The following is an 18,045-nucleotide window of genomic DNA, read 5'->3' on the forward strand; positions in this document are numbered from 1 at the left end:
ACCTTCTACACCAAGAACATCCTTCTGAATGAAGGTCTGCGTGCCTGGATGGCACCGGCTGACCAGCCGCACGAAAACTTCGTCTTCCCTGAAGAGGTTCTGCCCCGCGGCAACGCCCTCTGATCGCGGAGTCGACGTTTCCTTCAACCGCCCGACAGGGCGGTTTTTTTGTTCAGTTTTCGGCTGAATTAGTGCCCAGACGCAAGGTGAGATCAATGCAGTTGCATTGATCGAGCAGCGCTCGCAGAAGTGCATCGATCAGCAAAATAATGCCAAGCAGCTCCAAGGCTTCCTCCAAGCCTGTGATGGCCCCGTACCACGGGCTATGCAGGCGGATCAGGCTGGATCGAACGGCGAAACTGCCCACCATTTCCATGCCGATGGCACCGCCGATGTAAACGGCACCAGATCGCAGCAACCGTGATGCTGTTGCTCTGGAGAGCGAGCCGAGGAGGCGGCGAAAGCGCCATAGCAGGATGAGGACAAGGACGGCATAGGGCACCACCCAGGTGGATGCCAGGGCTGGGTGCACCTGGTGCCTGAGCCCTGGAATGATCAGGATCTCGTGGATCTGAAGGGCTTCGTCGAGTGCCAGAAAGATAAAAATCTTCGACAGCAAACGCCAGTCTTGGGCTGCGATGTGATCGCTGCTTTGCCCCAGTCGTCGCATCAACAAGGCCGCTATCAGCAACAGCGCGCTGCTGAACAGGGTGGGCAGGTTGAGCTCCCGGTCCATGTTGAGGCTGTCGAGCCAATGCTTCTCCGCCCCGAAGCCGTAAATGCCCACTTGCACGACGCTGTGGGCCACCAAAAGCCCTGCGGTGATGGCCATCAGAAGTTGGCGAATCGATCTTGGCGTGAGGGGAATGATTCCGATCTGGCTTGGATCCGTTGCAGTGGGTTGCTGAATCACGGTTGGCTTGTGCGGAGGATGAACCCCGGTCTCAGACTCCGGTTCTAAACCTCTGCTTAACCTGCGCATCGCGTAAGAGTCGGTTCGGTGGCATTGATCTACACACGGGGTCGCGCTCTTAAGACCGCCATTACCGGTTTGTTTGTAGTCGTTGCCGCAGCGTCACTGCTGACGGTGTTGGTGCAACTGGTTTTCGCGGCCTCGGGCGGACCGCCCCTGGATCCCGGCTGGGGGGTCATAGCTGGGGTGAGCACGGCGGTGGCAATCTGGACCACCCGTTCTCAGTGGCTGTTGCGGTTGCTGTCGGTTGCCGATCCATGGGCCCATCAGAGCCGCACCAGAGCGGTGTGGGGTCTGCTGGCGCTTGTGGTTTTGTTGGTTGTGGGCTTGAAGACCGGCTCGCCGGACCGTGACGCCTACAAAAACCTGGTGTTTGGTGAGGGGGGCCTGGTGGAGTGGAGCCAAGTGCTGGTCCTGGTGCTCGCCACCCGGGCAGCCTGGTTGATCGGCGCCGATTTGAATGCGCGTTTGCAGGAACGCCGACCCGGGCGTTTGTTCCAGTGCGGCGCCGCATGTCTAGCCCTGGTCTTGATGGAGGAGCTCGCCTGGGGGCAGGTGATTTTCAGTTGGCGGACTCCGCCCTTGTTGAACGAGATCAACGCGCAGCACGAGACGACCCTGCACAACATCGGTTGGTTACAGGATCGACTGGATGTGGGCACCTTCCTGGCGACCCTTGGGGTTTTGGCTGTTGTGGTTCTGGCACCTCGTTGGATGCGAGTTCTTACAACGAACTGGTCTGAATCGATGGCGGCCGTGACCCGGGCCCTCACGCCAGCTTTCTACAGCTGGCCGTTGTTCATGGCCGTTTCCGCACTCGCGTTTTGCATTGCCACTCGCACCTTCTCCGATCTGATCCTCAATCGGGATCAGGAGTGGGGTGAGCTGGTGCTCTATGCATCTCTCCTCCTCTTGCTTCTACGGACGCGAGTTCTGTTGGGTGCGGTGGAACCTCAAGCTCCTGATTGCGATGTAGAGGATCCTTAACCTTCCTCTATTGGACGTCAGGTTTGCATGAGCGATCCCAGCGCATCTGCTGCCCCATCCCGAGGTTCGATGCCAGCTCCGGTGGTGATCCTGGCAGCTGGATTTTTTTTGGCATGTCTGACCATTCAGGTCTGGCGGCTCGAGAGCCTTAGTGCCACCTATGACCAGGCCCTCTTCCTGCAAGAGCTCTGGTCAACGGCGCGGGGGCGGCCCTTTGAAAGTAGTTTGTCATCAGTGCTGTCCGCCGCTGTGAAAGTGGGCGGTGAGCTGCCGTCGGTGAGTTATCTCCACCTTGGTCAGCATGCCAATTTCCTCACGCTTTTGATTGCACCTTTGGTGCTTCTGCTCGGCAGCTGGGCGCTCCCACTGGTGCAGGTCTCTCTGTTGACTGCAGCAGGTTTGGTGCTTTGGCGGATTGCTGCCCGGCGACTGCCGGAGTCACTGGCGATCCGGATTACCGCCGCTTTTTACCTCAGTGGTGCTGTGATCGGCCCAGCCCTTGAAAACTTTCACGATCTGATCTGGTTTCCCCTGCTCGGGTTCCTTGTGGTAGAGGCACTCCTGGAGCAGCACAACCGTCAGCTCATTCTTTCCGCAGTGATGTTGTTGTTGGTTCGGGAAGACAGCGGGCTGGTGTTGTTCTCCTTGGGGCTTTGGGCATTGGTTCGTCAGCCCGCCGCTCGCTTGAAGGGTGTCGGCTTGATGGCGGGGTCGTTCTTCTGGGTCTTGCTGGTCACCGGATGGATCCAGCCGGCGGTTGATTCATCGTTATCCGATCGCTTTCTCCAGGAGAAGTTTGGTCATTTGGTGGATGACGTTTCGGGCGGCACCCTCTCGGTACTGGTTGCGATGTTGCGGAATCCACTGGCGGTTCTGCAGGCGATCCTTTCTCCCCCTGGAGCAACACTTGGTTTCCTGCTGGCCCTCAGTCTTCCTCTGCTGTTGATCCCGTTGCTGTCGGCCGATTCAGCTCTGTTGGTGGCCGTTCCTCTTTTTATCGCTTTAGTTTCGCAAGGGCGCTCGGCGCTGTCTGTGACGCTTCGCTATGTGTTGGCCCTGGTTCCTGGCCTTTATCTGGGCTCAGTTCTCTGGTGGCAGCGCCATGCATCGGTTTGGTCTATGCCTTGGATCCGTCGCTGCTGGTTTGGTGCTTTGGCGCTTGGTTTAACGCTCACCTTGGTGGCGAATCCCCATCGCAGCTTGTCGGCCCTCGTGCCCGATAGTTTTTCGCCTTGGGTTCATGTGTCTCCCGCGGCGATGCTCGAACGCCGTGCTGCATTAAGTGAAGCTGTGGCCTTGATCCCTGAGCAGGCCAGTGTCTCTGCCGATACGTCCGTGCTGCCCTGGCTGGCGCAACGAGAGATTCTGATTCGTTTCCCGATGTCCACGCAATATCTCGATCGTGCTGGAGAGCCTCAGTCGGTTGATTGGGTGGTGGCCTTCCCCGGTTACTACACACCGTTGGCACCGGTGTTCAAGCTCGAGCGCAATCTGCAACGCTGGATTGGCCGCAAGCTTTCAAAACTTGTTGCGACTGGGGATTATCAGCTGGTGCACTGTCATGAGGGGGCAGTGGTCTTGAAGAGGGTTTCAACTCAGGGCGGAACATCCGCTGAAGCTGCACTCGATCCTCGTTCCTGTTCGTGGTTGAACTGACCTTTGTCCTCTTTCCCGGCACGAACGTTGTGGATCGGAATTAAAAATTCTCTGGCAACCCCTCAATCGGAAGCAGGTAAGTTTGCTTTCGTGGATCAATCCAGGCGCCTGAGCTGGAAGCTGCCAGCTTTTCAAGCATCGTGCGCCGTTCTTTTGGCAGTGGGCTGTAGGTCTCTTCCCAGCGGAAGCCACCTGTGATGTGACTGGCTCCGGCGCGTTTCAACTTCGCGATGCGTTCCGGGGTGAGCTTCTTGTTTGAGATCAGCCAGCCCTGTCGTTGGGCCAGATTGAGCAGTGTCGGGTCGGGCCCTGTGACACTCACGATTCGGGCTTCGGACGGGAGTTCGCGGCGGATGGTGTCTGCAACTGGCATCCAGATGCTGCTCTGCCGTGCCTCTACAGCCCAGTAATCGAATGACAGCACCATCAAGCTGGTGAGGACTGCGAGGCTTAGCAACGTCTGAACCAGCCAGCGTCGCTGTTTGGATTGCCAGATTTGCCATCCCAGTCCCACCAATGGGGAGCTGAACAGCAACAAAGGGAACTGGTAGTACTCATGCACGGTGCTTGATTTCATCGTGGCCATGGTGCAGAGCAGCAATCCGATTACGCCTCCCAGGGCGATGCGCCCTCCCCCGAGCCGCCAGCTTCGAATGCTGCCGATCACGAGGAAGGGAATCCCCACCAAAACCAATGCGCGCAGCCCGGTTCGGATGCCAAGGTTGACCCAGCTCGAGAGATCCAGCACCAACGCGATGTTGCTGCGATCACTCTCCGCTCCCCAGAAGCCGAAGGTCAGACCGCTGGCTTCCCCCAATTGATAAGCGTGCAGATACCAGGCGGACGTCATGGCCAGGGCCGTTGCGGTGTAGACCCAGAACCATGGATTAAGCAGCAAACGCCTGATCCGTTGCAGCATCTGTTGAGGAGATTCAGCTGCTGCTTGGGGTGATGGGGTGAGCTGCACCATCAGCAGGGGCAGTCCCAGCCAAAGCAGTGGAATCACCTTGATCAGACCAGCGGTGGTGAAGCACATCCAGCTCAGGGCCAGGGCCCAGGGCAGCCGTCGTTCACGCCAGAGGCTCAGGCTCTCCAGGGCTCCTGCGGCACAGAGCAGCAAAAGGGCTTCGGCCTGAAAGGTGCGTCCGAAATACACCCCCAAAGGTGCGATGGCAAAGGCCAGGCCCGCCCACCAACCGGCTTCGGGGTTGAACCAACGTCGGCCCAGGCGCATCACCAGCCAGATAGTCAGTGCGCTGCAGAGCACTGATAGACCGCGACCCAGCCATTCCTGCACGCCCATCAGGTTGTAAAGGCGGCTCACCAGGTAGGGGTAGAGCGGAAATTCCGATTCCACAAAGCCGGCACTTGCACCGCCCCAATCGACCTGCGGCATCCAGATCGGTGTGCCTGCCTGGCTGAAATGCCTGGCCATGGCTGCAGTGTCGGCCTGCCGCCAGCTGTGAACGCCGACCACTGGCATCCAGATCTGCACCATCCGCAGCAGGCTTCCCAGGCCGATGGGCAGCCAGGTCGGCCTAGGGGCTGTTCCAGACAAATCGGGATGAGGCCGCATAGTTCCAGACGTAGACGACAACAATGCCCGCCAGTTGGGCCCACAGTGCATTGGCCTGGATCAGGGTGTAAAAACTGGTTGCAAGGCCGACGTTGGCGAGCGCCGGTAGGGAGGCCACCAGTAGGAACTTCAGCAACCCTTGGATCAATTGCCGTCCGCTCTGGCGTCGGTCGCGGAAAGTGAGGGCGTTGTTTACAAGGTAGTTCGAGCTTGCGGCTGTAATCACGGCCACCGGAAGCGCCTGCTGAAACGCCAGGTTGAACAAGCTCATCAGCAGTGCTGTTGACAGCAGCTGAACCATCACCCCGGAAGCTCCCACAAGCCCGAAACTGATCGCCCGTCGCGGCAGCAGACGCAGGGTTGCGGTGTGAATCAGGGACACCATGAAGTCCCAGAGGATGGCGAGATCGAGTTTGGAGCTGCCATGCAGCCGTGGCTGAAAGTTCAGTGGAATTTCTCCCACCTGCAGGCTGCCTTCGCTGATGGCCAGGAGCTCATAGAGGAATTTGAAGCCGTTGACGTCTACCTGCCGCACCAGCGGTAAGCAGCGGTTGAGGCGCAGCACGATGAAGCCGCTCATGCAATCGCTCAGGTGCCCATACGACCTGGGAAGACTCCATCGGGCCAGGCGGTTGGCGAGGGTGGAACCATCGGTGCGTCTATCGCTGAGCCCTCGGATTTCGGATTGGTCAAGGAAACGGCTCCCCGCTACGAGATCTAGCCCTTCTCGATTGAGGAACTGCACGGCCTCCACCACGGAGCCAGGTTCGTGCTGGCCATCGCTATCCATCACAACGGCGGTGGGATTGAGGGCTGCGATCAGGCCTTCTTTAATAGCGCTGGCAAGCCCGGAGCGTCCCACCCGTTGAATCATCCGGATCCTGGGGTCTTGGCGGGCGAGTGAGCGAACTAGATCAGGGGTGCCATCCCGGGAATCGTCATCAACGACCAGGATCTCGATCGGATGCTCCGTCTCAAGACGGAGCAGGGATTCGATCACTTGGCGGATCGAACCGCCCTCGTTGAAGGTGGGAAGCACAATCGACAGGCCGCTGTGGCTTGTCGCTCCTTCACGTTCCGAGGTGGACGACACAGTGTGCTCCAGTCGAAATCAGGTTACCGACAGTCGGCCAGCGTCCACCGCCCCGCTCGGCCTTCGACGATGCAACCCTCTTGGAGTTTGTCGCTTAAACGCCGGCTTGGGCCTTTTTTAAAACGACGGATGGGTTGTTCGGCATACCAGTTCAGGCTGGGGCGTTCGTCGTAACCCTTCAGCCTGATCTCACGTCCAGGGTTCGCTCTGGCTAAAGCTGCAACCGGTTGCACGGGCCAGGTTTCGTTGAGCTCCCATAGCCATAGGGGGGAGTGAAACAGCAGGGCCAACGCCGCCACGTTGCCGCAGCTCAGGCTCATCACCCCAAGGCGTCGTCGTTGCGGTGCGTCAGATCGCATCCACCATCCGCCGCCGCACCAGCCGAGGCCCAACACGGCCGCCAGGCTGCGATAGGGCGCCAAGGTGCTGCCAAGAAAGGTGAAGCTGCTTAGCCAGAGAAGAAGGAGCAAGAGCCCCAGCCCGCACCAGAACGAGGGAAGCCCTAACAGCAGCCAGCGGCATGGTGGCCTTGGGCTGTCGGGTGAATCTGATGCAGATGCGGGGGAGGATCGCTCTACCAGCCAGACCAACAGAGGAGCACAGAGGAGAGCGATGGGCAGCCAGAGTGGGTGGCTGTACCAGGGGAGCTGGGTGCGCAGCGGAAGAATGGCCCCGCCCAGGGTGACAAGGCAGGCCAGCGACCAGCGGCCCCAACGGCTCTGACGGCGCCGCCAAGCCCAGATCAGGGCGAAGGGCAGCAGCGGCAGCCAGGGCCAGCCCCCCTCCAGTACTTCGATCACCGGGACCCGCCAGCCCAGATCACTTCCTTCTCCAGCATTCAAAAGAACCCTCCCGGCGCCATCTCCGCCCCACAGCCAGAGCGCCTGGCTCCCGCGGATGTAGGCATGCCAGAGATGCCAGCCGATCCCCGGTGCCAGGCACAGCATCATTCCGCTGCAGGCTGCTGTGCGGTTGTTCCAGGCTTTCCATTCCTGGCCCCAGGCCAGCGCCAAGCCGCCGGCCACCACTGCCGGAACCAGCAGTGGGGCTTTAAGCAGGAGCATGGCGCTGGCCATCAGGCCGGCGAGTGCTCCCCAAAGTGCGCTGCAGCGGCTGCGGTTGAGCTGCAGCAGGGCCAGCCAGAACAGAGCCATGGCCGTCAGCTGGGTGCCATCAAGCATGGCCAGACGTCCGTGCCTGGCCACTGGCAACAGCGTCAGGAGGATCGCGCTGGTGGCGAGGGCGCTAGAGCGATCCCCCGGTCGCAACACCCATTGCAGCCAGCCTCCCAGGGGCACCACCAGACATGACAGCAATGCAGGAATCAGACGGACCGTCCACTCCGAGGGGAGTTGGTCGGGTCTGGTTGTTGCACTGATCACGAGGGCGATCAGGCTGTGCAGACCAGGGGCTTTGTTGAGGTAAGGCTTGTCCCAGAGGGTGGGTAGCAACGGGGCGCCCCCGAGCCCGTGGCGGAATTCCAAGGACACCCGGGCCACGGTGGCTTCATCGAAGTCCCGCAGGGGCAGATCACCGAGGCCGATCAGGGCCAGAACAGCAGCGGCTAAGCCGAGCCCTGCCAATGCGATCCAGGGGGCTGCCTTTTGAGCTGAGCCGGAGCGCATGGGTGCCCCTCGTTACGTCAAAAACTGAGTATGGTCCGGGTGTACAGGATGCAGCGGCGTGGAATGGTGAATCCTTCCTTCGGGAGGCGGTCACCCTTCCGAAGGCGTTGCCGGCATTCACAATCCTTCAGGAGGAGGTGTCCATGATTTCCAGTTGTTCGATTCAGGGTCTGCTGATCGCGGAGAACGCCGGCTGAACGGCGCCTTCTGATTGATCATCCGGTTCCGCGGCAAAAGCGGACCCGGCGAGAGCCCCCGCCCGGTTTGCCGAGCGGGGGCATCGTTCATGTAGGGGAAATTTGCCGAGGCTTAAACGGTATCTGTGGATACATGTCGATGTAAGCACCGGCACAAGCTTCATTGGATAACGAGTGACCAGCCCTCAAAATCCGGATTGGCGTAGTAGCGCCAATTTCCTGTGTGAGGAATTCAAATGAAGCTTTTCCAGCAACTGCTGGTGGCTCCTGCCGCCCTTGGCCTTCTGGCCACCGGCGCCAATGCCGCCGAGCTGAACATCAACGGCGTTTCTGATTACGCGGCTTCCGCTGATCAGGTCACCAGCGTCACCCAATTCTCCGACGTTTACCCCACCGACTGGGCCTATCAGGCTTTGGCTGGTTTGGTTGAGACCTACGGCTGCGTCGCCGGCTACCCCAACGGCACCTTCCGTGGTAACCGGGCCATGACCCGCTTCGAAGCGGCTGCCCTGCTGAACGCCTGCCTCGATCGCGTCACCGAAGTGACCGACGAGCTGCGTCGCCTCATGGCTGAGTTCGAGACCGAGCTGGCCATCCTTAAGGGTCGCGTTGATGGCCTCGAGGCCCGCGTCGGCGAACTGGAAGCAACTCAGTTCTCCACCACCACAAAGCTCAAGGGCTACACCGCTTGGGTTGCTGGTGCTGTTGACGGCATCGATGGCTCTGAAGCTACCACCCTCAACTACGACCTCCGCCTCAAGCTGGCTACCTCCTTCACTGGTAAGGACCAGCTGACCACCGTTCTGCGGTCCGGCAACTTCAACGATTCCATCTTCGGCACTGGCCTGACTTTCGTTGAAACCGCCATGAGCAGCGGTAACAGCGTGAAAATCGGCCGCTTGTTCTACACCTTCCCCGTTGGTGACTCTTTGAGTGTCACTGCAGGTCCCATCGTCCGTACGGACGATGCTTCCATGTACGCCGGCTATGCCACGTATTACCCCTCTGACCTGCTGCTGGACTTCTTCACCTACGGCGGTGCTCCTACCACCAACAACCTGGCTTACACCGGTTCTGGTATTGGAGCTGTCTACACCCTGGGTGATAGCGGCTTCAAAGTGAGTGGTAACTACGTTGCTGTTGATGGCGACGATTCCTCTAAGGGCATCGGTACCGACGACGGCACCACCACTTCTTCTTGGCAGTTGTTCTACGAAGGCGAAGTCTTCGATGGCAACCTCCTGGCTCAGGTTGGTTATTCCTACGAGCAGAATGCTGGCCTGGCTATTGGCACTGCTTCGACAACCGCTGACCGTAGCGGCTACAGCGTTGCTGCTGCCTGGAAGTCTGCTGATGCGGGATTCCTTCCCTCGATTAGCACTGGCTATTCATGGGCCGATGTAGACGGCACCTCCGACGACATTGACTCTTGGTATCTGGGCCTTGAGTGGAGCGATGTGTTCATCGAAGGCAACTCCTTCGGTGGCGCAATCGGTGAAGCTCCTAGCTTCGAAGATGAAGACTCCAGCACCATGTGGGAACTCTTCTACAGCTTCGCTGTGACCGACAACGTCACTATCACTCCTGCCATCTTTGGCATTGATGATGGTGGTGACGCCGATGAGGTCTTTGGTGGCTTGGTTAAGACGACCTTCGTCTTCTGATAGTAAGAATTTGGGGTCCCTTGGATCCTCATTTTCGGGAACTGCTCTCCACTTCGGTGGGGAGCTTTTTTTTTGGCGGATGGCGGATGGTCTTAACCGATACATAAACGCTGCTTCGCTAGTCCTTACTGAAAAAGTGATGTCACATCAATATCTTCGAAGCTCCGGCATGTCTTGCTGGAACTGTTCTCATGGTGTGAGATTCCAAAATGAAGCTTTTCCAGTAACTGCTGGTGGCTCCTGCCGCCCTTGGCCTTCTGGCCACCGGCGCCAATGCCGCCGAGCTGAACATCAACGGCGTTTCTGATTACGCGGCTTCCGCTGATCAGGTCACCAGCGTCACCCAATTCTCCGACGTTTACCCCACCGACTGGGCCTATCAGGCTTTGGCTGGTTTGGTTGAGACCCTTCGGCTGCGTCGCCGGCTACCCCAACGGCACCTTCCGTGGTAACCGGGCCATGACCCGCTTCGAAGCGGCTGCCCTGCTGAACGCCTGCCTCGATCGCGTCACCGAAGTGACCGACGAGCTGCGTCGCCTCATGGCTGAGTTCGAGACCGAGCTGGCCATCCTTAAGGGTCGCGTTGATGGCCTCGAGGCCCGCGTCGGCGAACTGGAAGCAACTCAGTTCTCCACCACCACAAAGCTAAAAGGAAAAGTCACCTTTGTAACTGGTGCCATTGATTCCCAGGACGATGGTGCCAAGGCTGATAACGACAAATTCAGCTTCTCTTACGACTACCGTCTCGGCCTGAAGACCTCCTTCACTGGAAAGGACCTTCTGTTTGCTCGCCTGCGTGCCGGCAACATGAAAGATGGTTCCGCTTTCTCCGGTGGCTTCCGAAAGTTGGATGTTTCCGGTATGTCCGGTAACACCCTTAAGTTGGACCGCCTGTACTACAAGTTCCCGGTCGCTTCAGGCTTTGAAGCCATCGTTGGCCCAATGGCCCGTAACACCGAAAGCCTTGGCATGAAGCCCACGGCTTACACGGTGAAGACCCTGAACATGTTCGGTGGGCAGTTTGGTGCTGGCAATGTCTACACCAAAGAGACCGGCGGTCTCGTTGGTGTGATCTGGAAGCAGAAAGTTGCCAAGGGTGAGCCCCGCCTGACAGCTGCTTTGAACTACGTCGCTGATGACGGAGAACAGGCCGATTCTTCTAAAGGCATGTTTACTGCTCAATCCAAGGGCAATACCACCGCTCAGATCGGTTACGGCACCAAAAAGTGGGGCGCTGCTCTCGGTTACCGCTATGGCCAGTGTGGTGCAGGCTTCGGCACCGCCTACAAGTCTGTTAAGCAGAGCTGTGGCAGCGACAATGTCGACTCCCAGAACTTTGCTCTGAACGGCTTCTGGAAGCCTGAAGAGACTGGTTTCATTCCTTCTGTAAGCCTTGCTTATGGCTGGTCTGATCTCGAGGGCAGCACCGTCGACGAGGCCCGCACTTGGATGGTGGGTCTGCAGTGGGACAAAGTCGCCAATACTCCCCACAGCCTGGCTGTTGGTTTCGGCGCCCCCCTTTATGTCGAGTCCCAAGACGGCACTGATCCCGATGCTCCCGAGCTTGCTTGGGAAGCCTCTCTGAAATACAAGGTCTCCAAGAACATCACCATGATTCCGGCAATCTTCTATCTGCCTGAGTCCAGCTCCAGCCAGGGCGTATCTGGTAAGGAGCAGTTTGGTGCCGTCCTCCAGACCGTCTTCAAGTTCTGATCATTTGGCCCAACTTCGGTTGGGTCATCAGAACATTTTCCTTACACACACATTTCAAGCCCTTCTCCTACGGAGGGCTTTTTTTATGGTCGTTCTGCGGTCAAGCTGCAGCCATGAGCATTGCTCCTGACATCACCGCCTTGATCGGCGGTACACCTCTGGTGAGGTTGAACCGCTTACCTCAGGCCTCCGGTTGCCAGGCCGAGATTCTGGCCAAATTGGAAAGCTTCAATCCTTCCGCCTCGGTGAAAGACCGCATCGCTAGCGCCATGGTGCTTGAGGCGGAGCAGGCCGGCACGGTCGTTCCCGGCCGAACGGTGCTGGTGGAGCCCACCAGCGGCAACACCGGGATCGCCCTGGCCATGGTGGCGGCGGCCCGGGGGTACCGGCTCATTCTCACCATGCCGGACACCATGAGTACTGAGCGTCGCGCGATGTTGCGGGCCTATGGCGCCGAGTTGCAGCTCACCGATGGTGCCCAGGGCATGAATGGGGCCATCGCGCTGGCCAAGGAATTGGTGGCGGAGATCCCCAACGCCTATCTGCTTCAACAGTTCGATAACCCGGCCAATCCAGCCGTGCATGAACGCACCACGGCTGAAGAGATCTGGCGCGATACCGAGGGCCAGATTGATGCCTTTGTGGCAGGGGTGGGGACTGGCGGCACCATCACCGGCTGTGCCCGTCTGTTGAAACAGCGCCAGCCTCAGCTTCAGGTGATTGCCGTTGAGCCCGAGGCCAGTGCTGTGCTTTCAGGTAAGCCCCCTGGGGCTCATCGTATCCAGGGGATTGGGGCTGGTTTTGTTCCTGTGGTGCTGGAACTGGACCGGATTGATTCGATCCTCACGGTTAGCGATGAGGAGGCGATGCAGGTGGGCCGGAGTTTGGCCCGGGAGGAAGGTCTGCTCTGCGGGATCAGCAGTGGCGCGGCAATGGCAGCGGCCCTTCGGGTGGGCCAAGACCCCTCGATGGCGGGCAAACGCCTGGTGGTGATGCTGGCTAGTTATGGCGAGCGATACCTCTCCACCCCGATGTTTAGTGCTGCGTCGCAACTCCCCGCTCGGAGGGATGGTCAGCTGTGAGCGACCCCTACACCGTGCTCGGAGTCAGCAGCACCGCTAGCAACGCTGAGATCAAGGCGGCTTATCGCCAGCTGGTTAAGCAGCACCATCCCGACGCTGGAGGCGACGATCAGCAGATGCTTGCCCTCAATGCCGCCTGGGAAGTTCTCGGGGATGTCGAGCGCAGGAAGGCCTTTGATCGCACGCGGCCTCAGCCGGGCCGTGCCGCATCCCCGACGGATCTGCACCGGGCCAGCCGTGCCCATGAGCGTGCTGTGGCTGCGGATGATGCCCTGGTGGAGTGGTTGCGGCGGGTTTATGCCCCCATTGACCGCATGCTTGGTGAGGTGATCAATCCCTTTCCCAAGCAACTCAAGGCACTGTCGGCTGATCCCTACGACGACGAGCTGATGGAGGCGTTCTGCAGCTATCTCGAGGCGAGCGGTCGCCGGATGGACAAGGTCAAGCAACTGTTCCAGTCATTGCCCACACCGGTCCCGGCCCGTGGCTTCGGTCTGAGCCTGTATCACTGCCTTTCGGAAGTGGAAGACGCTCTGGTCGAACTGGAGCGTTACACCATGGGTTACGTGGACGGGTACCTCCACGATGGTCGCGAGATGCTGCGAGAAGCAAAGCAGCGACGCAAGCGGCTCCAAGATGAACGGCGTCGCTTGGAGATCGTGTGAAACAGCGCTGGCGCTTCTGGGCTTCGGTTGGCCTGATCTGGGCGCTCTCCACCCTGGTGGATCGGCTGTGGTGGACGATGCAGACCGGAGTCCCTGCCTGGGATCAGGCTGACTATCTCAATAGCGCCATGGACCATGGCCGCGCCTTGGGCTTGCTGCCTGGCGGCGGTTGGCAGGGTTGGCAGGCGCTGCTGGATCTGTCACCGAAGATTCCGCCCCTGGCCTCGCTGGTGAACGGCAGTGTGATGGCCCTCAGTGGCGATGCCCCGGAGCAAGCGGCTTGGAGCCTGAGCCTCTGGCATGGGTTGCTGCTGGTGGTGATGGCGGGCTGGGGTCGACGGCTGCAGGGGGATGGCCTGGCATTGATCGCCTGCCTCTTGGCGGCTTTGACGCCAGCCTTTCTGGGTCTACGCACGGACTACGTGCTGGAGATGGCTCTGATGGCCAGCTGCAGTTTGGCGCTTTGGCGTCTTGGGATCTGGTGTGATCTCCAGAGCGGTGGCCGCTGGGGGCAGGCCTGGGGTTGCACCCTGGCAGCCATTGCTGCGGTGCTGGTGAAGCAAAGCGCCCTTCTGGTGCTGGCCTCCGCCGGTGTCTGGGCTGCAGGAATCGCGCTGCGACGTGGTGGCCCTTGGTTGCGGCAGGCCCTGCTCTTGCCCCTGCTCACCGCGGTGCTGATAGGCCCCTGGTTGCGTCATAACTGGATCACCAGTCTGGGCGGCACCAATCGGGCTGTGTTCGAGTCGGCGGTACGGGAGGGGGATCCAGGCGCGCTCAGTCTGACCAGCTGGCTTTGGTATCCCAGGATTTTGCCGGAACAGCTGGGCAGCGTGTTGTTGTTGGTGGGGCTGTCGGGGTTGTTGCTCTGGTGGCTGCAGCGCCAGCAGTCTTCAACCGATCACGCCTGGTCCTGGCGTTGGCTCTTGATCAATCTGGTGGCGGCCTGGGTGTTAACCACCCTGAGCCCGAACAAGGACGCTCGCTACATCACGCCGCTTTTACCGTCACTGGTATTGCTGCTGTCCCGGGGTTGGTGGCAGTGGGGCCAATGGTTGAAAGTCAGGCTTTCAAGGCTGGTGTGGCCCCTATTCGGAGCTGGGCTGCTGGCCTGCGTCCCTGCGGGTTGGTCTCATCAGCTGCATCGTTTTGAAGACCGGCCCCGTGGTCCAGTGCAGGCTTTGGTGGAGGCCGCCGGCGGTGCGGATCCCAGCAAGCCTCCTGCCACTTTGATCGTGGTGCCCAGCACCTCCGATCTCAACCAGCACAACGTTAGTTTTTACGGCCGTCGCCACGGGGGACGGACCGTTGGCCGGCAGCTGGGGGGCAGTCGCCAAGACCGTGAGCCTGTGCTGGCACGGACGGAGTGGGTGGTGTTAGCCGAAGGGAACCAGGGCTCGGTGCGCGAGGCGGCGATGCAGCTGGATCAAGCGGTGCGCAGCAGCGGTGTTTTCGAGCAGGTGCATCAGTTTGAGCGTACCCGGGGCGGAAGTTATTCCCTCTGGCGCCGCCGCGCAACGCATCCGATTGTGGGCCCCTCTTTTGTGGAGGTCTTCCCCGAGCTCGCCGCTGGTCTGGCGGCAGGGCCGGTAGGGCTCGATCCGGTGTTTGCTGTGGTGGGGCGGGAGCACATGTTGGGGGGCCATTTCAGCTATCGAGCTCCCGTGCGCTCTAAAGCCATGGAGGCCTTGGCCCAGGATCCCGATTCTGTTCAACCGCGTTGGACCCTTGCTCTGCTGGCGGTGCTGGAAAACCGCCCGGCGCAGGCAGCAGAGCAGTTCGAGGCTCTGGAACGGCTGTTGCCCGATAACCCCTGGCCAGCGGCTTACCGCAGTGTGGTCAGCTTGGCGGGTTGGGACCCCTGGCAGGCCGCCGCCGCTGCGGATGGGGCCAGCGTTTCGAATCCTGTGTTGGCTGCGCTTGGGGATCTCAGCGGCGTGCTTTCCGGTGCTGTTTGGCGCATCCCCGCAGCCATCACGTCAGTTCCTACGGCTGTCACTTCTGTGGAGGAGGCCCTGGAGCCCGCCTCCAATCAACGGCAGGGTCAGGAGCAGGCTTCCAGCTGATCCATGCGTAGCCACACATCGGGCACTGGACGGTTCCATCGCACCTGGCCGTAGTCCCCTCTTACCACCAGCAGTTCGCCGGGGCCTTCGAAGATGTAGTCGGGGGCAGTGGGGTCGCTGGCAGAGGCCTCAAGGCTGGCGCTGTAGGCGGCCTTGTTCACCTTGACCAAAGCACCTTTGCGCAACGCTGCAGGCTTGGCCTTGGCTGGGGCGGCGGCGTCGGATTCGGCCATGGCAGGGGAGGGTGATCCCAACAGGCTAAAACCAATCGCCCACGAACCCCTTAGCCTCCCAGCCGCACCACCACCGCTTTCATGCGTCTGCTGCTTTTCGGCTGCACTGGTTTTGTTGGCCGTGAGCTCCTGCCGCTCCTGCTTCAGGCCGGACATCAGCTCACGGTGATCAGCCGCCGGTTGGCCCGTTCCTATGACGCTGAACGGGCGGATGGGCGACTGACCTGGATGCAGTTCGACCCTGCCAGCAGCAGCACCTGGGCCGACACCGAGTTGTTGGATGCCCTTAACCAGGCCGATGCGGTGGTCAACCTGGCGGGCGAACCGATTGCCGAGAAACGTTGGACCCCGACCCACCGGCAGCTGCTTGAAACCAGCCGTCTGGAGACGACCTCTCAGTTGGTGAAAGCGATTAAGGCTTGTGCAACGCCACCGAAGGTGCTGGTGAATGCCTCGGCGATCGGCTTCTATGGATCCAGCCTGGACAAGCGTTTTCTCGAATCGAGTACCCCAGGCGACGACTTCCTTGCGAGCTTGTGTCAGCGCTGGGAAGCAGCGGCCGAGGCGGTGCCTTCTGCGGTTCGGCAGGTGACCTTGCGCATCGGCATCGTTCTGGCCGCCGACGGTGGCGCACTCGGAAAAATGCTTCCGATTTTCCGCACAGGGTTTGGCGGTCCGATCGGCAGTGGCAGGCAGTGGATGAGTTGGATCCACCGCAGTGACCTATGCGCTCTGATCCTTCAATCCCTCACGGACGAGAGCTGGAGTGGCGTGATCAATGCCGTGGCTCCGGAGCCTGTCTCCATGACGGCCTTCTGCAAGCAGCTGGGGCGCAGCCTGGGCCGTCCCAGTTTGTTGCCGGTGCCAGCCCCTGTGCTGCAGGTGCTTCTGGGTGACGGCGCCAAGGTGGTGTTGGAGGGCCAGGAGGTTGCTTCGGAGCGGCTTGATGCCCTGAACTTCAGCTTCCGCTACCCCGATCTGGCTTCAGCACTCGCCGCTGCCACCAGCTGAAGATGCCGCTCACCAGGGCGGCCATGATCAGCAGGCTGATGGCTGGGGCGAACAGGGGTTGCCACAGCACCTGAACCTGGTCCATCAGCCAGTCATCGCCTTGGCCCTGTCTGACCACAGCAACGGCGAAGACTCCTGCTCCGATAAACACCAGCAGCACATTCACCATCAGCAGGCGGTCGAGCCAGCGTTTCCAGGCCGGTTCTGACGGGGCACTCATGGAAGCAGTGCGCAAATGGCTGCAGCCATTCTCAGACCTCCACCCGCTTCTCCAAGGCGTCGTTTGGCTTCCACTTGGCATTGCTGTTGCAAGCCAGGATCCCTTCGCGCACGATCCAGCAGAGCCATGGCCAGCTCCGCTGTGGCCTTCAAGGCCTCACGGCTGCCACTCTCTCCGGAGGCGCAGAACACTGTGGGGCCCAGCAGGCGCCGTTGGGCTTCAGCGAATGCTTCTGTGAATTGAGGCCCCTGGCCCGGCACCTGCAGCACCGGTTTGGCCAGCCCAACGGCCTGCTCGATGGCGGTACCCGCCATGCCGATCACCAAGTCGCTGTGCTGAAGCACGGCACTGAAGCTCCCTCGGCAAACTTTGATCGCCCGGGCACCCTCTCTTTGCAGCATTCCCCTCTCCAAATGCCAACCGCTTCGTTCGCTGAGCCGCTGCAAGTTGTCGTCATTGAGGCTGGGCACCAAGGCCAAATCCACGTTGCAGCGAACTGTGCCGGGCAGCAGCTCGATCAGCAGCAGCAGTAGTTGCAGGTTCTGCTCCAGTTCCGGTCGGCGGCTGCCGGGCAACAGAGCGATGCGTGCTGTGCTCGTGGGCGGTGGTAGTGCCGCTGTGAGCACCGAATCCATGAAGGGATTGCCCAGGAAGGTCACCTGCCGTTGCAGTTGCCTGCTGAGGTCCTCGGCGGTGCGTTGATCGCGGCTGTACAGCGCTTTGAACCGGCGACTTTTCAGCAGAGCGGCGCAGGGCCAGGGCAGGCGCAGCGTCCCTTCGTAGTGACTGGAGTAGGCCACCAGATAGGTCGCCACTGGGCGATGGCTGAGCCATGCCGCTATCACGGGGATCACATCCCCCACCACCAGGATCAGATCAAAGTGATGCCGGTAGCGGATCAGACGGATCAGGCGTCTGAGCAGATACAGCACTTGACCCTGGAGGATCTCGGTGAGGCGACCGCGAAGACTGGTGTAGCCAATGCCACCGGTGCTGAATTCATAGCTGCTTCCCAGGAGCCGCATTCCGGCGTTTCGATAGGGACTGCCAAGTCCAGCGAGCGGTAGTGCTTGCACGCTGTGCCCCTTCTGCTGCAGCTCCTTGGCCAGCAGCGCGCCCGACAGGTCTTCGCCGTGGCCATTGCTCAGTAGAAGGATGCGTGCCATCGCAGGGGTGCCTTTCACCACATCCAGGTGTTCGGAACCGAACGATCCGATGGAGGCCGCTCGTAAAACCTGGACGGTAGGCGGTTGATGGTCCAGGTGGCTGTCATGCAGGGTCTGTCAT

Annotated in this window: 14 protein-coding genes and 2 pseudogenes; 9 read left to right on the plus strand and 7 right to left on the minus strand. The window is 60.4% G+C overall.

All coding sequences use genetic code 11. From position 1 onward, the window contains the following. A pseudogene (locus FZZ85_RS10805) lies at window positions 1–123 on the plus strand (photosystem II D2 protein (photosystem q(a) protein)); the annotation flags it as partial. Between the two features lie 49 nt (window positions 124–172). On the opposite strand, the gene FZZ85_RS10810 reads toward FZZ85_RS10805, so the two are convergent. Further along, window positions 173–913 (minus strand): hypothetical protein, encoded by a 741-nt coding sequence (locus FZZ85_RS10810; RefSeq protein WP_226415095.1) that lies wholly within the window; start codon window positions 911–913, stop codon window positions 173–175. Between the two features lie 87 nt (window positions 914–1,000). On the opposite strand from FZZ85_RS10810, the gene FZZ85_RS10815 reads away from it, so the two are divergent. After that, entirely contained in the window at window positions 1,001–1,960 is a 960-nt protein-coding gene (locus FZZ85_RS10815) for a hypothetical protein (RefSeq protein WP_226415099.1), read from the plus strand. A gap of 27 nt (window positions 1,961–1,987) precedes the next feature. Then, a complete protein-coding gene (locus tag FZZ85_RS10820; RefSeq protein WP_226415102.1) occupies window positions 1,988–3,616 on the plus strand; it encodes a DUF2079 domain-containing protein in 1,629 nt (542 codons plus the stop codon). A 40-nt stretch (window positions 3,617–3,656) separates the two neighbouring features. On the opposite strand, the gene FZZ85_RS10825 is transcribed toward FZZ85_RS10820, so the two are convergent. The 3 genes from FZZ85_RS10825 to FZZ85_RS10835 are packed head-to-tail and all read right to left on the minus strand — an operon-like array spanning window position 3,657 to window position 7,910. Continuing rightward, complete coding sequence (locus tag FZZ85_RS10825; RefSeq protein ID WP_226415105.1) at window positions 3,657–5,192, minus strand: glycosyltransferase family 39 protein; 1,536 nt, start codon at window positions 5,190–5,192, stop codon at window positions 3,657–3,659. Continuing rightward, the gene (locus FZZ85_RS10830; protein ID WP_226415108.1) at window positions 5,155–6,285 is read right to left on the minus strand and encodes a glycosyltransferase family 2 protein; all 1,131 of its coding nucleotides are present in this window, start codon (window positions 6,283–6,285) and stop codon (window positions 5,155–5,157) included. Before FZZ85_RS10830 ends, FZZ85_RS10825 begins: the two co-directional genes overlap by 38 nt. 23 nt (window positions 6,286–6,308) lie before the next feature. Further along, a complete protein-coding gene (locus tag FZZ85_RS10835; RefSeq protein ID WP_226415110.1) occupies window positions 6,309–7,910 on the minus strand; it encodes a glycosyltransferase family 39 protein in 1,602 nt (533 codons plus the stop codon). Window positions 7,911–8,343: 433 nt separating this feature from the next. Between FZZ85_RS10835 and FZZ85_RS10840 the strand changes: the two genes are divergently transcribed. From FZZ85_RS10840 to FZZ85_RS10860, 5 genes and pseudogenes are all read left to right on the plus strand, one after another. After that, window positions 8,344–9,771 carry an iron uptake porin gene (locus FZZ85_RS10840; protein ID WP_226415113.1) on the plus strand — a complete coding sequence of 476 codons (1,428 nt, stop codon included), beginning with the start codon at window positions 8,344–8,346 and terminating at the stop codon, window positions 9,769–9,771. A 227-nt stretch (window positions 9,772–9,998) separates the two neighbouring features. Continuing rightward, window positions 9,999–11,484 (plus strand): annotated as a pseudogene (locus FZZ85_RS10845) (iron uptake porin). 113 nt (window positions 11,485–11,597) lie between these two features. Continuing rightward, complete coding sequence (gene cysK / locus FZZ85_RS10850; RefSeq protein ID WP_226415116.1) at window positions 11,598–12,566, plus strand: cysteine synthase A; 969 nt, start codon at window positions 11,598–11,600, stop codon at window positions 12,564–12,566. Then, window positions 12,563–13,231 carry a J domain-containing protein gene (locus FZZ85_RS10855; RefSeq protein ID WP_226415119.1) on the plus strand — a complete coding sequence of 223 codons (669 nt, stop codon included), beginning with the start codon at window positions 12,563–12,565 and terminating at the stop codon, window positions 13,229–13,231. The genes cysK and FZZ85_RS10855 overlap by 4 nt, the downstream gene beginning before the upstream one ends. Next, on the plus strand, window positions 13,228–15,294 hold the full coding sequence (locus FZZ85_RS10860; RefSeq protein ID WP_226415121.1) for a 4-amino-4-deoxy-L-arabinose transferase: 2,067 nt from the start codon (window positions 13,228–13,230) through the stop codon (window positions 15,292–15,294). The genes FZZ85_RS10855 and FZZ85_RS10860 overlap by 4 nt, the downstream gene beginning before the upstream one ends. On the opposite strand, the gene FZZ85_RS10865 is transcribed toward FZZ85_RS10860, so the two are convergent. Next, on the minus strand, window positions 15,273–15,527 hold the full coding sequence (locus FZZ85_RS10865; protein ID WP_226415124.1) for an NAD(P)H-quinone oxidoreductase subunit O: 255 nt from the start codon (window positions 15,525–15,527) through the stop codon (window positions 15,273–15,275). The genes FZZ85_RS10860 and FZZ85_RS10865 overlap by 22 nt on opposite strands. 81 nt (window positions 15,528–15,608) lie before the next feature. Here FZZ85_RS10865 and FZZ85_RS10870 point away from each other — a divergent pair, with 81 nt between their 5' ends. Then, the gene (locus tag FZZ85_RS10870; protein WP_226415126.1) at window positions 15,609–16,538 is read left to right on the plus strand and encodes a TIGR01777 family oxidoreductase; all 930 of its coding nucleotides are present in this window, start codon (window positions 15,609–15,611) and stop codon (window positions 16,536–16,538) included. On the opposite strand, the gene FZZ85_RS10875 is transcribed toward FZZ85_RS10870, so the two are convergent. After that, entirely contained in the window at window positions 16,486–16,758 is a 273-nt protein-coding gene (locus tag FZZ85_RS10875; RefSeq protein WP_226402905.1) for a hypothetical protein, read from the minus strand. The genes FZZ85_RS10870 and FZZ85_RS10875 overlap by 53 nt on opposite strands. Continuing rightward, entirely contained in the window at window positions 16,755–17,924 is a 1,170-nt protein-coding gene (locus FZZ85_RS10880; RefSeq protein ID WP_226415188.1) for a lipid-A-disaccharide synthase-related protein, read from the minus strand. Before FZZ85_RS10880 ends, FZZ85_RS10875 begins: the two co-directional genes overlap by 4 nt. Window positions 17,925–18,045 lie beyond the last annotated feature (121 nt).

This window comes from Synechococcus sp. MU1642, from assembly GCF_020514115.1.
Classification (GTDB): Bacteria; Cyanobacteriota; Cyanobacteriia; order PCC-6307; family Cyanobiaceae; genus Parasynechococcus.